The 13,732-nt window shown below is 68.7% G+C and carries 16 protein-coding genes and 3 pseudogenes; 15 read left to right on the top strand and 4 right to left on the bottom strand.

The window, feature by feature from the left end; all coding sequences use genetic code 11:
• Positions 1-7: 7 nt before the first annotated feature.
• The 6 genes from OHB13_RS36700 to OHB13_RS36725 all read left to right on the top strand — a co-directional run bounded on the left by OHB13_RS36700 (position 8) and on the right by OHB13_RS36725 (position 6,552).
• A complete protein-coding gene (locus OHB13_RS36700; RefSeq protein ID WP_328380088.1) occupies positions 8-985 on the top strand; it encodes a J domain-containing protein in 978 nt (325 codons plus the stop codon).
• Positions 982-1,371: a chaperone modulator CbpM gene (locus OHB13_RS36705; RefSeq protein WP_328380089.1), complete on the top strand. Its 390-nt coding sequence runs from the start codon at positions 982-984 to the stop codon at positions 1,369-1,371. The genes OHB13_RS36700 and OHB13_RS36705 overlap by 4 nt, the downstream gene beginning before the upstream one ends.
• Complete coding sequence (clpB, locus tag OHB13_RS36710) at positions 1,362-3,986, top strand: ATP-dependent chaperone ClpB (protein ID WP_328380090.1); 2,625 nt, start codon at positions 1,362-1,364, stop codon at positions 3,984-3,986. The genes OHB13_RS36705 and clpB overlap by 10 nt, the downstream gene beginning before the upstream one ends.
• Positions 3,986-4,498 carry a thioredoxin gene (gene trxA, locus OHB13_RS36715; RefSeq protein ID WP_328380091.1) on the top strand — a complete coding sequence of 171 codons (513 nt, stop codon included), beginning with the start codon at positions 3,986-3,988 and terminating at the stop codon, positions 4,496-4,498. The genes clpB and trxA overlap by 1 nt, the downstream gene beginning before the upstream one ends.
• Positions 4,498-4,761 (top strand): UBP-type zinc finger domain-containing protein, encoded by a 264-nt coding sequence (locus OHB13_RS36720; RefSeq protein WP_328380092.1) that lies wholly within the window; start codon positions 4,498-4,500, stop codon positions 4,759-4,761. The genes trxA and OHB13_RS36720 overlap by 1 nt, the downstream gene beginning before the upstream one ends.
• A 120-nt stretch (positions 4,762-4,881) precedes the next feature.
• Complete coding sequence (locus OHB13_RS36725) at positions 4,882-6,552, top strand: FAD-dependent oxidoreductase (protein WP_328380485.1); 1,671 nt, start codon at positions 4,882-4,884, stop codon at positions 6,550-6,552.
• A gap of 244 nt (positions 6,553-6,796) precedes the next feature.
• On the opposite strand, the pseudogene OHB13_RS36730 reads toward OHB13_RS36725, so the two are convergent.
• Positions 6,797-6,946: pseudogene (locus OHB13_RS36730) on the bottom strand (alcohol dehydrogenase catalytic domain-containing protein); the annotation flags it as partial.
• Between OHB13_RS36730 and OHB13_RS36735 the strand changes: the two are divergent.
• Together OHB13_RS36735 and cas2e are read left to right on the top strand one after the other, a co-directional pair.
• Positions 6,947-7,210, top strand: a pseudogene (locus OHB13_RS36735) (type I-E CRISPR-associated endonuclease Cas1e); the annotation flags it as partial.
• An 8-nt stretch (positions 7,211-7,218) separates the two neighbouring features.
• Positions 7,219-7,503: pseudogene (gene cas2e / locus OHB13_RS36740) on the top strand (type I-E CRISPR-associated endoribonuclease Cas2e); the annotation flags it as partial.
• A gap of 247 nt (positions 7,504-7,750) precedes the next feature.
• On the opposite strand, the gene OHB13_RS36745 reads toward cas2e, so the two are convergent.
• A complete protein-coding gene (locus OHB13_RS36745; RefSeq protein ID WP_328380093.1) occupies positions 7,751-8,020 on the bottom strand; it encodes a hypothetical protein in 270 nt (89 codons plus the stop codon).
• Positions 8,021-8,423: 403 nt separating this feature from the next.
• Here OHB13_RS36745 and OHB13_RS36750 point away from each other — a divergent pair, with 403 nt between their 5' ends.
• From OHB13_RS36750 to OHB13_RS36760, 3 genes are all read left to right on the top strand, one after another.
• The gene (locus OHB13_RS36750) at positions 8,424-9,191 is read left to right on the top strand and encodes a DUF5946 family protein (RefSeq protein WP_328380094.1); all 768 of its coding nucleotides are present in this window, start codon (positions 8,424-8,426) and stop codon (positions 9,189-9,191) included.
• A gap of 133 nt (positions 9,192-9,324) precedes the next feature.
• Positions 9,325-9,564 (top strand): Tn3 family transposase, encoded by a 240-nt coding sequence (locus OHB13_RS36755; RefSeq protein ID WP_328380095.1) that lies wholly within the window; start codon positions 9,325-9,327, stop codon positions 9,562-9,564.
• A gap of 7 nt (positions 9,565-9,571) precedes the next feature.
• Positions 9,572-9,757, top strand: a complete 186-nt coding sequence (locus OHB13_RS36760; protein ID WP_328380096.1) for a hypothetical protein — start codon at positions 9,572-9,574, stop codon at positions 9,755-9,757.
• A 96-nt stretch (positions 9,758-9,853) separates the two neighbouring features.
• Here the strand turns inward: OHB13_RS36760 and OHB13_RS36765 are convergent, their stop codons facing one another.
• A complete protein-coding gene (locus OHB13_RS36765) occupies positions 9,854-10,606 on the bottom strand; it encodes an SDR family NAD(P)-dependent oxidoreductase (RefSeq protein ID WP_328380097.1) in 753 nt (250 codons plus the stop codon).
• 186 nt (positions 10,607-10,792) lie between these two features.
• Here OHB13_RS36765 and OHB13_RS36770 point away from each other — a divergent pair, with 186 nt between their 5' ends.
• The 3 genes from OHB13_RS36770 (at position 10,793) to OHB13_RS36780 (ending at position 12,979) form a co-directional block, all read left to right on the top strand.
• Entirely contained in the window at positions 10,793-11,698 is a 906-nt protein-coding gene (locus OHB13_RS36770; RefSeq protein ID WP_328380098.1) for a helix-turn-helix transcriptional regulator, read from the top strand.
• Between the two features lie 387 nt (positions 11,699-12,085).
• Positions 12,086-12,475 carry a hypothetical protein gene (locus tag OHB13_RS36775; protein WP_328380099.1) on the top strand — a complete coding sequence of 130 codons (390 nt, stop codon included), beginning with the start codon at positions 12,086-12,088 and terminating at the stop codon, positions 12,473-12,475.
• Between the two features lie 204 nt (positions 12,476-12,679).
• Positions 12,680-12,979: an SbtR family transcriptional regulator gene (locus OHB13_RS36780; RefSeq protein ID WP_405755576.1), complete on the top strand. Its 300-nt coding sequence runs from the start codon at positions 12,680-12,682 to the stop codon at positions 12,977-12,979.
• A gap of 101 nt (positions 12,980-13,080) precedes the next feature.
• Here the strand turns inward: OHB13_RS36780 and OHB13_RS36785 are convergent, their stop codons facing one another.
• Complete coding sequence (locus OHB13_RS36785) at positions 13,081-13,284, bottom strand: hypothetical protein (RefSeq protein WP_328380100.1); 204 nt, start codon at positions 13,282-13,284, stop codon at positions 13,081-13,083.
• 252 nt (positions 13,285-13,536) lie between these two features.
• On the opposite strand from OHB13_RS36785, the gene OHB13_RS36790 reads away from it, so the two are divergent.
• Positions 13,537-13,716, top strand: a complete 180-nt coding sequence (locus OHB13_RS36790) for a hypothetical protein (RefSeq protein WP_328380101.1) — start codon at positions 13,537-13,539, stop codon at positions 13,714-13,716.
• The last annotated feature ends 16 nt before the right edge of the window (positions 13,717-13,732 follow it).

Here is a 13,732-nt window from a genome sequence, read left to right on the forward strand (position 1 = left end):
GGCCGCCATGGCAGAGGACTACTACGAGGTGCTGGGCGTTCCCCGCACCGCCGACGCCGCCGAGATCCAGCAGGCGTTCCGTACCCTGGCCCGCCGCTACCACCCGGACGTCAACCGTGATCCGGCCGCAGAGGAGCGCTTCAAGCAGATCAATGAGGCGTACAGCGTGCTCTCCGACCCCGACACCCGGTCGCGCTACGACCGCTTCGGCCCCGACTTCCGGCAGATTCCGGAGGACTACGACGAGCGTGTCGCGGCCGGCCAGGGCTTCGGCGGCGGAGCCGGCGCGTACCGCGGCAGTCCCTTCGGAGGCACCCGAGGCGCCGACCGGGCAGGTGCCCGGACCTGGACGGAGACCGGCTTCGATGCCTCCGGCGTGGACTTCGAGGATCTCTTCGGAGGCATGTTCGGCGGCCGGGCGGGCGGCGCCGGGCGGGGGAGCCCGATCCCCGGCGCGGACCAAGAGGCCGAACTCACGCTCAGTGTGGAGGAGGCGTACAGCGGCGGCCGGCGGAAGATCACCCTCGGGGGGCCGGGCGGGGAGCGCGGCTACGACGTCACCATCCCGGCCGGCGTCGTGGACGGTCAGCGCATTCGGCTCGCAGGGGAGGGCGGCCGGGGCCGCGGCCCCGGTTCCGCCGGGGACCTCTATCTGGTGGTCCGCATCGCCCCCCATCCCCGCTACCGGCTCGTTGGGCGCGACATCCACGTCGATCTGCCGGTCACCGCGTGGGAGGCCGCGCTGGGGGCGATGGTGCCGGTCTCCGGGCCGGGTGGGACGGTCAAGGTACATGTGCCGCCCGGTACCTCCACCGGCCGCCGGCTGCGGCTGCGCGGCGAGGGGATGCCCCACCCCAAAGGTTCACCCGGTCACCTCTACGCCGAAATCCAGGTGATGGTGCCGCCCTCGCCCAGCCCGCGCGAGCGTGAGTTGTTCGAGGAACTCGCCGCCATCTCCTCCTTCGACCCGAGGGAGCAGACATGAGAGCCGAACACCGTTCTCCCGCCCAAGGTGCAGGACAGCCCGGCACCAGGGCTGCCTATCCCCTGGTGCGGGTCTACCGGACCAGCCCCAGCCCCTATCAGCTCCCCATGGACGGAGTGGCCAGCCTGAGCGGACTGCCGCCCGAACTCGTCAGCCGCTTCGTCGCCCTCGGGCTGGTGGACGCCGAGCGCGACGCCAGGGGCCGGCTGTGGTTCCGGACCAGCGCGCCGTCGGCCATCGCCCGGGTGCAGCGGCTGCGGACCGGACTGTGCCTCAACTACGCGGCCATCGGCGTCGTCCTGGACCTGCTCGACCGCATCGAACGCCTGGAAGCCGCACTGAGGCACAGCGAACGAGCCGCCAAGGAGCCCACAACATGGACATGAACCGCCTCACCCAGAAGTCCCAGGAAGCGCTGCAGGAAGCGCAGAGCGTCGCAGTACGGATGGGCCAGACCGAGGTCGACGGAGAGCACCTGCTGCTGGCTCTGCTCGATCAGCAGGATGGCCTGACCGCCCGTCTGCTGGCAGACGCCGGCGCCGACCCGGCCGCCCTGCGGGCCGCGGTCGAAGCCGATCTCGCCAAACGCCCCCGCACGACCGGCCCGGGCGCCGCCCCCGGCCAGGTGATGGTGACCCAGCGATTGGCCCGGCTGCTCGACACTGCCGAGCAGGAGGCCAAGCGGCTCAAGGACGAGTACGTCTCCACCGAGCACCTGGTGCTGGCCCTGGTGGACGAGGGTTCGACCACTGCGGCCGGCCGCCGCCTCGGCGAACAGGGCGTCACCAAGGACTCCTTCCTCGCCGCCCTCACCACGGTGCGCGGCAACCAGCGGGTCACCTCCGCCAATCCTGAGGACGCCTACGAGGCCCTGGAGAAGTACGGCCGCGACCTCGTCGTCGAGGCCCGCACCGGTCGCCTCGACCCGGTGATCGGCCGGGACGCCGAAATCCGCCGGGTGATCCAGATCCTCAGCCGCAAGAGCAAGAACAACCCAGTCCTGATCGGCGAACCGGGCGTCGGCAAGACCGCCATCGTCGAGGGACTGGCCCAGCGGATCGTGCGCGGCGACGTGCCCGAAGGGCTGAGGGACAAGACGGTGTTCTCGCTCGACATGAGCTCTCTGGTGGCCGGAGCCAAATACCGCGGCGAGTTCGAGGAGCGGCTGAAGGCCGTACTGGCCGAGGTCAAGGGCGCCGAGGGCCGGATCCTGCTGTTCGTGGACGAGCTGCACACTGTCGTCGGGGCCGGCGCCGCCGAGGGAGCGATGGACGCGGGCAACATGCTCAAGCCGATGCTGGCCCGCGGCGAGCTGCACATGATCGGCGCTACCACGCTGGACGAGTACCGCAAGCACATCGAGTCCGACGCCGCCCTGGAGCGCCGCTTCCAGACTGTCCAGGTGGACGAGCCGACCGTCGAGGACGCCATTTCCATCCTGCGCGGCATCCGTGAGCGGCTGGAGATCTTCCACGGCGTCAAGATCCAGGACAACGCCCTGGTCGCCGCCGCCACCCTCAGCCACCGCTACATCAGCGACCGCTTCCTCCCGGACAAGGCCATCGACCTGGTAGACGAGGCCTGCGCGCGACTGCGGACCGAGATCGATTCCATGCCCGCCGAACTCGACCAACTCACCCGCCGGGCAACCCGCCTGGAGATCGAGGAGGCCGCGCTGGACCAGGAGACCGACCCGGCCAGCCGCGCCCGCCTGGAGGATCTGCGGCGTGAACTGGCCAACCTGCGCGGTGAGGTGGATGCCAAGCATGCTCAGTGGGAGGCTGAGCGCCAGGCCATCCGCAGGGTTCAGGAACTGCGCCAGGAGCTGGAACGCGCCCGGCAGGAGGCCGAGCAGGCCGAACGCGCCTACGACCTCAGCCGGGCCGCTCAGCTGCGCTACGGAACCGTCAGCGAGTTGGAGCGCCGCCTGGCCGCCGAGGAGGAGCAACTCGCCAGCAAGCAGGGCGAGAGCCGGCTGCTGCGCGAGGTGGTCACCGCCGACGAGATCGCCGAGATCGTCTCCGCGTGGACCGGCATCCCCGTCACCCGGCTCCAAGAGGGCGAGCGGCAGAAGCTGCTCAAGCTGGACGAGATTCTGCGCGAGCGCGTGGTCGGGCAGGACGAGGCCGTCCAGCTCGTCGCCGACGCGGTGATCCGGGCCCGCTCCGGGGTACGCGACCCGCGCCGGCCGATCGGCTCGTTCATCTTCCTCGGCCCGACCGGCGTCGGGAAGACCGAGCTGGCCAAGACGCTGGCCGCAGCGCTGTTCGACAGCGAGAGCAACATCATCCGCCTTGACATGAGCGAGTACCAGGAACGCCACACCGTCAGCCGCCTGGTCGGCGCGCCCCCCGGGTACGTCGGCTACGAGGAGGGCGGCCAGCTCACGGAGGCGGTGCGCCGCAAGCCGTACTCCGTCGTCCTGTTCGACGAGATCGAGAAGGCGCACGCCGACGTCTTCAACACGCTGCTCCAAGTGTTGGACGACGGCAGGATCACCGACGCGCAGGGACGTACCGTCGACTTCCGCAACACCGTGATCATCATGACCTCCAACCTCGGGTCGCAGCACCTGCTCCAGGACGCCACCCAGGCCGGCGAGATCAAGCCCGAGGCGCGGGCGCTGGTGATGTCCGAGCTCAACGGCCATTTCCGCCCCGAGTTCCTCAACCGCGTCGACGACATCGTCCTCTTCCACCCGCTCGGCATCGCGCAGATCGAGCGCATCGTCGATCTGCTCCTCGACGAGCTGCGCGACCGCCTCGCCGAGCAACGGATCACGCTCGTCCTCACCGAGCCCGCCCGCCACCTGATCGCCGCCGAGGGCTACGACCCGGTCTACGGAGCCAGGCCGCTGCGCCGCTTCATCTCGCACGAGGTCGAGACCAGGATCGGCCGCGCGTTGCTCAGCGGCGAGGCACGCGAGGGCGTGACCGTCCTCGTCGACGTCGTAGGCAGCGAACTGGCCGTCACTCTCCAGGACGAGCCGCAGGAGCCGTGATGAATACCTGTCCAGAAGGCCGTGATGGCCGTACCGACGGCGCCGAGACCTCGGTGCGGACGGTCGCCTGCGCCAACTGCGGCCGGACCAACCGCGTACCCGCCGCGGCGGAGGGCAGCCCGCGCTGCGGAAACTGCCGGGCCCCGCTGCCGTGGATCGCCGAAGCGGGCGACGCCGACTTCGGGGAGGTCGCCGAGCAGGCGAGCCTGCCCGTGCTGGTCGACCTCTGGGCCGCCTGGTGCGGCCCCTGCCGCATGGTGAGCCCAGCCCTCGAACAGGTCGCCAAGGACCTGGCGGGGCGAATCAAACTGGTCAAGGTCGACATCGACAACTCGCCGGCCCTGGCAAGGCGGTTCGAGGTCCAAACCATACCGACTCTGCTGATCCTCGACCACGGCAGGCCCGTCGCCCGCCAGACCGGCGCCGCGCCCGCGAACGCGCTGCGCCAGTGGGTGGACGAGTCGCTGCCGGCGCCCCACGAACCAGCCGATCCCACCTCCCGGAGGCCATGATGACCAGCTTTCCCGACCCGCACCTGTCCATGGTCCGGCCCGTTGAGCCCAGAACGCCGCAGGGTTGCGAGGAGTGCCTGCGCACGGGGTCTCCATGGGTGCATCTGCGCCTGTGTCTGACCTGCGGCCACGTCGGCTGCTGCGACTCCTCGCCGATGCGGCACGCCCGCGCCCACGCGGCGACCGACGGGCACCCGATCGTCCGTTCGTTCGAGCCCGGCGAGGACTGGCGGTGGTGCTTCGTGCACGAAGCGATGGTCTGAGCCCGGCGAACTCGCCCGGCGCTCCTTCCAGCGCTGTTGCTTCTGCAACTGTCACCGACGCTGTTTGCCACCCCTGCTTTCCGCTTCCACCTCTGATCCCGAAGGGAGCGAATCGTGCCGATGCGCGCGCCGACAGCTGACGTCTACGGCGCCTATCCGACGCTGACGGACGACCAGATCGCGATCCTGAGATCCTGCGGACAGGTACAGCCGGTCGGCGAGGGAGAGCAGCTCTTCCGGGCGGGCGAACCCAGCGAGAAGTTCTTCGTCGTCCTCAGCGGCAACGTAGCCGTGGTCGAAGGCCACGGCGACCAAGAGCAGGTCGTCCAGTTGCACGGTCCGCACAGCTTCCTCGGCGAACTCGGCGTACTGGAGGGCCAGACCGCATTCCTCAGCGCGGTGGTGAGAACACCAGGCGAGGTGCTGGCGGTGGGTTCGGGTGCTCTGCGCGAGCTGCTCAGCCGCGAACCCGCACTCGGCGACATGATCCTGCGGGCCTACCTGCTGCGCCGTACGATGCTGGCCGGCGCGGGCACAGGCTTCCGCATCATCGGCTCCGCCTTTTCCCCGGACACCCGGCGGCTACTGGAGTTCGCTGCCCGCAACCGCCTCCCGCACCGCTGGGCCGATCTGGAGAAGGACACCGAGGCCGAGGTGCTGCTGATGCGTCTTGGGATCGCTCCGGAGGAGACCCCGATCGTTGTCTGGAACGACTACCGGGTGCTGCGCAATCCCTCCAACGTCGAACTCGCCCGGGTCATCGGGCTGCGCACCGAGACCGCCGCGAAGGCCGTCTGTGACCTGGTGGTGGTCGGCGCGGGACCCGGGGGCCTGGCCGCCGCGGTGTACGGCGCCTCCGAGGGACTCTCCACCGTCGTGCTGGACGCCGCGGCGACCGGCGGCCAGGCCGGCACCTCCTCCCGGATCGAGAACTACCTCGGTTTCCCCGCCGGGATCTCCGGCATGGAGCTCGCTGAACGTGCCGTCGTACAGGCCAACCGGTTCGGCGCCCGGATTGACGTCCCCGCCGAGGCCGTCGGCCTTGAACAGCGGGACGGGAACAGCGTGGTACGGCTCGCCGACGGCGCCACGGTCACCGCCACCAACGTCGTGGTGGCCACCGGCGCCCGCTACCGGCGGCTGACCGCCCCCGGCGTCGAACGGTTCGAAGGACTCGGGGTCCACTACGCCGCCACCGTCTGGGAGGCGCGGACCTGCCGCCTTGACACGGTGGCGATCGTCGGCGGCGGCAACTCCGCCGGCCAGGCAGCCCTGTTCCTGGCGCGCGAGTCGCCCGCCGTCCATCTTCTGGTCCGTGGCGAAGACCTGGAACACAGCATGTCCCGCTATCTGATCGACCGGATCGAGCGGCACCCCCGGATCCATGTCCGGCTGCACACCGAAGTCCGGGAGGTGACCGGCGAGGACCGGGTCGAATCCCTCGTGGTCGAGAACAACCGCACCCGCGAGCAGCAAGTGGTTGCAGCCCGCGCCCTGTTCGTCTTCATCGGCGCGCGTCCCGCCACCTCCTGGCTCGCAGACGCCGTCACCCTGGACCGGCGCGGCTTCATTCCGACTGGGCAGGACGTGGCCCAGGTAGCAGCGGACCTCTGGAAGCCCCTAGCCCGAGCCCCGCTCGCGTTGGAGGCCAGTCTGCCGGGAGTCTTCGCCGTCGGTGACGTCCGCAGCGGCTCGGTCAAGCGGGTGGCCTCCGCAGTCGGTGAGGGCGCCATGGCTGTCCGTCTGGCGCACGAGCACCTCGGGGAGGCGGGACCACCCGCCATCCGATGACCTCAGCTCATCCACAACGCGAGAAGGGGCTGGACGCGTTCGATGAGCTGTCAACGGTTTGGTGGATGGCTGGTCGCCTGGGGCAGCCCGGAAAGCGGTGGTTACAGCGTGGCCGTCGGCCCGTTCGTCGTCGGCTATCAGTACGCCGGGCCGCGGGCCCGCTACATGTTCTCTTGCGGATTCCGATGGAGTTCGAGAGATTACCGACTGGTTGGCTCGGGTTGAAAAGGCCATCCGCATCGGCGGCTGCTCCCCGCTCCCGGCCCTTGACCTGTGTGGTCTCGCACTGCGAGTGCAGGCCTTGCCCGCACATCCAGCACGTGCCGCACGAGACGTTGAAGGGAACGACGCGGTCCCCGACCGAAAGTGCTGTGACCTCCGGCCCCATCGCCTCATTGCCGACCTCTACAAGACCGAGATCGGTATCCCCCTCGCGTTCGACATCGCAGCCGAAGACGAGCAGGACGTCGGCCCGCGCACTCGCCGCGGACTGCGCGACCGCATTCACGCGACCGGACTCCTGGACCGCTATGTAGCCGAAATCAAACAGCTACTGCTGCCCGACAGACCGAACGCAGGAGACGAGCTCGACCGCGTCCCGCTTCAGAGCGACCAAGGCCACCAGGTGGCAGCTCGCGTCAACTACGGAACCGAAGAAACGCCCATCTGGTCACCGTCACCGTCCTCACCAACTGCCCACCTGGGCTTCGGAGATTCCGCACCCGCTGGCTGCTCGAAATCTCGGCGGGTGTCTTCATCGGTAACCCCTCAGCCCGCATCCGCGACGTCTTGTGGCACGAAGTCCGCCATTACGCCGGCCAAGGCCGCGCCCTGCTCGCCCACACCTCGAACAATGAACAGGGCTTCACCTTCCGCACGCACGATCACGCATGGCATCCGACCGACCATGAGGGCCTGACCCTGATCCAGCGCCCCGTTGCCCAAGCCCCGGTGAGGTGGCGCTCGACCGCCACGGTGTATGAGGCGGGCGGGGCCGACAGAGGTACGACGCGAGCACGCGGCAACAGAGGTGTGCCTCCGCTCCCCGCCCGTCCGCAGTTGCCCGGCGGCGGCATCGGCTTCGGTGATGGGCGCCGCCGGGCATTCAGACAGGATCGCAGCAGCCACTGACACCGAGCGGCCTCGGACCCGACGTGCCTACGCTCCGGGGCACTGGAGAGGAGGCCTCTGCCGTATCTCAGTGGTCGATCGGGGCTGCAGCCCGTAGTACGGCGGCGGCATGGGCGTTCCACTCGCGGAGAGTGTCCGTGGAAGGGATTGCGCCGGGAACAAGGACGTAGTCGCGTCGGTGGAGGACTGTCCTCATCTCCGGCTGCTCGCTGAGGTACTCCCAGTGTGCGGTCTCGCTCTGCTCCGGGGCTCGCCCCGTACTCAGAAGCCGATGGATCTGGTCCGCCAGGCCGAGGAACTGGTGGTACAGGTTGCTGCGCTCTTCTGCCTTCCCCATGTCTTCCCTCACGTTTGTGTCGCGCTGTGCTCACATTATCCACACAAACGTACGGGGTCTCCAGTGATTGGCATCGCCGGAGCGAGAGGGCACACCGTAAGGACAGCTGTGGGCAGTTCGGTCGATCCGGCCTGGATGCCGGCCAGTCTTCCCTGGCCGCCACCGGCGAGTCGGGCCACCTGGTTCGCGACGCGGCACACAGGGTTGCGGGGAGGGGGAGCAGCGTGACCGCTGCTCTCGCTGCCCAGTGGGCAAAAGATGAACCTGTGCGGCCCGGGCCGCCGTTACCGGTGCTGACCGCTCCTCGCCATCCGACGGTGGCTTGAGCCAGCGGCCTTCTGGGCGCGCCGTCGTACGGGTGACGATGTCCGTTGCGCGGGCGGAGTACCGCCATCTGTGACGCATGATCACTTCTCGTGGATGGCTGTGCACCGCTGTGGAGGTCCGCGAGCAGTCCCAGCGCCAACTGCCGTACACGCAGGCGAGGTTCCAGCCGGGTGAAACGGCCCGCGATCCGGCCGATGCGGGCCGTGGAACATCGCCTGCCATCGGGCAGGCACTACGCTGTGACCTGCGGCCATCGCTTCATCATCAGTCCACACACCTGACGATGATCACCGGTGGCCCCAGATGTCTGGTTACCGGGTTCCTCCAGCAGGATCACCACTCGGCTGAAGTACTGGCTACGCTGTACTTCGAGGATCGAGGAGAAGGCATGGAACCTTGCCTGGAGTGCGGTGCACCGATAGCTCCGCGATCCTGCGACGAGCTGTTCCACGCCTTGCTCGCTCTGGACCATTCACGTCAGGCACCGTGGGGGCCGCTGCACGGTGTCTCAGTCTCCTGCTTCCTGCTCCAACATCCCAGTCGGCTTCCTGCCGACGACGGCGCGATGGCTTGGGCGCTCCTGCGTGCGTACCTCGAAGGCGGCCTCGACGAAGTGAACCAGCTCGTCGGTCATGCTCGTCGTAGCAACTCCCATCGTGCGAAGGGCGAGCCTTCACGAGTGGTCCGGGACGCGGCCTTGCTGCACCGGGACGCGCCGCGATCCTCTTTCTCCGTCACGATCCAAGACGTCGCCGTCGATGGGACGTTCCCCTCGTCGGAGTTCACGCAACGCGTCAAGGCTTGGGTCGCCGCGACGGTCGACGCGTGGAGCTGCGGCACGTGACCGGAGAGGCCGTGGCCCGCCGAAGACGGCCCACGCATTCATAGGTTCTTCGGCCTGTCCACGACCGCACTCACGACGCTGGTCCGCCTGAGGCCGACTTTCCCCGGCCTCCGCCGACGGGATCCGCTTCACCGTGCCCGTGCAGACCCTGTACGCGGGGTCGAACCCCCGGTATTTCGGGCTGCGGCACAAGGGCGCCACCTGGCTGAACGTGGTAAACGACCGAGTGATGGGGCTGGGCGGGGTGGTCGTGCCGGGCACGCTGCGCGGCTCGCTGTTCATCCTGGACGCCATCCACGCCCGCGACGGCGGCCCGAAGCCGGAGACCGCCATCACCGACACCGCGTCGTACTCCGAAGCGGGCCCCGCTTGACCAGGGGATGACCGTACGGCGGGGCCAGGGTTACACCCTGCGCGTCAGCACCACCCAGGCGAGCCACCGCCAGATCCTCAACCACTGCCGGCCGCTCGACGGCGCCCAGGGCGTCCCGACGATCCCGGCCCAGCGCAAGGCCCGCCGCGAGTACGAGAACCGTGTCAGCACACTCACACCGCCCGGAGCGTGATCGTTCTCATCGCCAACTTCTGTACCGATTTCCCCGAGGCCGTGATCGAGGACATCCGGCCGTGTCCAGGTAGTCCGTGACGGCCCCGTGAGGGTGTCAGACCTGGCCGTAACCGCCGTCGACCTGGTAGTCGGCGCCGTTGACGTGGGAGGCCGCGTCCGAGGCGACGAAGGCGATGACGGCGGCGACCTCTTCCGCGGTACCGGCCCGGGTCATCGGGGTCCCGGTGGCCATCGTGGCGATGAGCGCCTCGCGTTCCTCGGCGGTGGCGGCCAGTTGTGCGATACCGGGCGTGTCCGTCGGGCCCGGGCTCACCACGTTCACCCGGATCCCGCGTGGGGTCAGCTCAAGGGCCCAGGTACGGGCGAGGGCGCGGACCCCGGCCTTGGAGGCCGCGTAGAGACTCCGCCCGCGCGACGCCTTGTGCGCGGCCATCGAGCCGGTGAGGACGATGACACCGCCGTCCGCCAGCAGCGGCAGCGCCTTCTGGACGGTCATGATCGTGCCGGTGATGTTGACGTCGAAGACCGTCCTGATGACGTCCAAGGTGATGGTTCCCAGCGGTGCGGTCGCGATCGCCGCCGCGTTGACGACCAGTACGTCCAGCCGGCCGCTGCGCCGCTCCACCTGCGCGAAGAGCCGGTCGAGGTCGTCGGCCGAGCGCGAGTCGGCCCGCACCCCGATGACATCACCCGGTATGTCCGCGGCCGCCGCCGTCAGGGCGTCCTGGTCCCGTCCCGTGATGTAGACGGTGCCGCCCCCTTCGGTGATCTTCCGCGCGGTGACGTGGCCGATACCGGCACTCCCGCCCGTCACGACCGCGACCTTGTTGTGAAATGCGTTGCTCATGGAACTCGTCGTCCGTTCATCTGGGTAGCCGTCCTTGGGGAACCTCGTGCAAGACGTCCCGGGAACGTCCTGAGGAACACAGGCGGTTCGAGCCTGCGCCTTGTGCGGACACTGGTTCCAGAAGCCTGCTGATACTGGTACTGGCAGCACCAGGCCGACGCCTCCCGGCTCTGGCACAGTGGACAGGTGCCGACGACCACGAACCGGACCGAACTGCGGGAGTTCCTGCGCTCACGACGCGCGCGGGTCTCACCCGAGGATGTCGGCATCCTCCCGGGAGTCCGGCGGCGCACCCCCGGACTGCGCCGCGAGGAGGTCGCCCAGCTGGCCGGTGTCGGCATCACCTGGTACACGTGGCTGGAGCAGGGGCGGCCGATCAACGTCAGCTCCCAGGTGCTCGACGCGGTGGCCCGCACGCTGTTTCTGGGTGCCGCCGAGCGTGACCACCTCTACCGTCTGGCCGAGGTCCCCCAGCCCCCGGTCATCAGCGATCCGCCGACCGAGCTCCCCGGCCACCTCGACACCGTCCTGGGAGCCCTGGACCCGTTGCCCGCCATGTTGGTCGACGCCCGCACCGACGTGCTGCGCTGGAACCGCGCATACGCGGCCCTGCACCCCGCTCTGGTCAGTGCTCCGCCCGGCAAGCGCAACACCCTCTGGCACCTCTTCGCGGCACCGGAGGGGCAGCACCACATCGTCAACCGCGACGAGCAGGCGCCCGAGGCCGTGGCAGGGTTCCGCTATCGCTACAGCCAGAACGCGGGCGACCCGCGATGGCAGGACTTCGTCACCCGTCTGTGCACCGCCAGCCCGCTGTTCTCCCGGCTCTGGGCCACGCACGACGTCGCTCCACCGCACCTGTGCGACAAGCGCTATGACGTCACGGGGATCGGCGAAGTGAGCCTGCGTGCCACCGGCATGGAACTGACCGACCACCCCGGCGTCCGCCTCGTCGTCCAGACCCCCACCGACATGCGCAGCCGCGAGAACATCGACCGCCTGCTGCGCGGGTACTCAGCGACGGAACGGCCGGCGCCAAGCTCGACGCGTGGGCTGACCTGCAACCCGCGGGCAGTCGCTCCGCCGACCTGAACCGGCTCGGACACCGATCCCCGGGAAGCGCCGGATGACGCCTGCATCCCGGTGACTGGGCACCAGGAACGTCAGATCAGTCGGGGACCGAACCGCTCCTGAGCAGGCAGAGCGACGCCAGATTCCGAGCCCTGATTCGAAGGCCGCGAAATCGTCTCACCAACAGCCAGCGATGCGGGTCCAGGGCCACCGTCAACCACCTTTCTGCCAGCCCGAAGACATAGGAGCAGAGGCCGGCCCGCCGACCCTGGGAACTCGGCGTGTGGGAGTGGGTAGTTCCAGATGTGGATGTGCCCGTGTCAGCCTTGCTGTGTGGTGCCTGTGCGGGCCAGTCTTGAGGTCGACCGGCCCGCCGAACAAGGGCCACAAACGAACGGGGACTTCTTCATGCTGCGCAGAATCACGACGGCACTTGCTGCTGGTGCGTTGCTTGCTGGGATCGGACTGGCAAGCAGCGGGACAGCGTCGGCCGCGCCCGCCGGCGGTCCCTGGGTGGGATGCCCGTACGGGGCTGTGTGCATCTATGGCCAGGACGTCAATCCATGGGGCAGCCCCCACCCGACGGACGTGTATTACAGCTACGGTGCCCACAACTTGAGCGGCAAGTACGGCCACCACTACATCGTCAACAATCAGTACAACGGCGCCAGCGTCAGCCTGTGCTCGGGCTACAACGGCGTCGGATGTCACCCTCAACTCCCGGCGCAGAACGCGCAAACCTACGACCTGACACCCGTCAACTCCATCACTCTCAACCGCGACCCCATCCTGGGATAGGCGCTGTCTTCAGCAGCCTCGCGCCGGGCATGAGCCGCCGCTGCGGGGGCGGGGGCTGGCCCGTATCAGGGCCATTGGACGACGAGTTGAGCGCGTGGTACGCGGTGCGCAGGGAAGGGAGCGATGCGAGTAGGTCGTTGTGGCTCGGGGCGGCCCGCTATGGGGCCGTCTCGTACTCGACGGTCGACTGCCCACTGGGACGACATGCTCCGGGTGGCGGGCTCCCTAGGGACCGCTGCGCGACCCGGACGCGCCAGAGCTGGACGAGGACGACCGGTCGCGCTGGGGCTCGACTGTCATCGGCTGATCCTGGGCGCGGCGGCTGATCTTCTTGCCCAGGCCCAGCGGCGGGGAACGGCGCGCGCCGACCTGACCGCCGACGGCCTGGTCCAACTTGTCGTCGGGATTGCGCTGTCCACAGCTCGTGGCCACGACGCGCAACAGCCCGACCGGCTGGTCACTCTGGTGCTTGATGCCGCGTACGGGACACCACTTCAGAACTAGTGATCGCAGCGATGTCCTCTGCACGTCAGCTTGTACCTGACTGTGTACATCAGCTCGTACACCGACAGGGAGGGACCACCTCGCCCTGCGAGCGATCTGCCTCACAGTAATGTCGGTGCAATACAACACAGCCGGTGGCCGGCGTCTCGAATGCCGCGTCCGCAGACGGCCAGCTCAATCGTCACACGAACTTCACCGCACACGGCTTCTGCGGATGCAAGCAGGATGTTCATCATCGACGCCATCCGATCCGGCCTGCCACCCCACATCGCCCAGGCCATCGCCGGACATGCCAACATCACCATGGGCTACCACGCCGTCTACCCCAACGAGACCATCGAGGCCCACCGCGCCTTCATCTCCGCCGCCGAGCACTGCGCCCGGCCGAGGAGTACCGCGCCCCCACCGACGCCGAATGGGAAGACTTCCTGGGCCACTTCGAACGCCGCAAACTCTCCGTCGGCACCTGCGCCCGGGCGTACGGCACCGCCTGTATTCACGAACACGCCTGCGTCCGCTGCTCCCTGCTCCGTCCCGACCCGGGACAGCGAGACCGCGTGGTGGAAATCCGCGACAACCTCATCGTCCGGATCACCGAAGCTGAACGTGAAGGATGGCTCGGCGAGTTTGAGGGGCTCCGCGCCAGTCTCGCTGGGGCACAGAACAAGATCAACCAGATTGACGCCTCCTCACTAAAGCACACAGTGGACGTCGGTCTCGCCGCCCGACGACGATGAACCGCGGTGAACCAGC

This window comes from Streptomyces sp. NBC_00440 (assembly GCF_036014215.1).
Classification (GTDB): Bacteria; Actinomycetota; Actinomycetes; order Streptomycetales; family Streptomycetaceae; genus Streptomyces.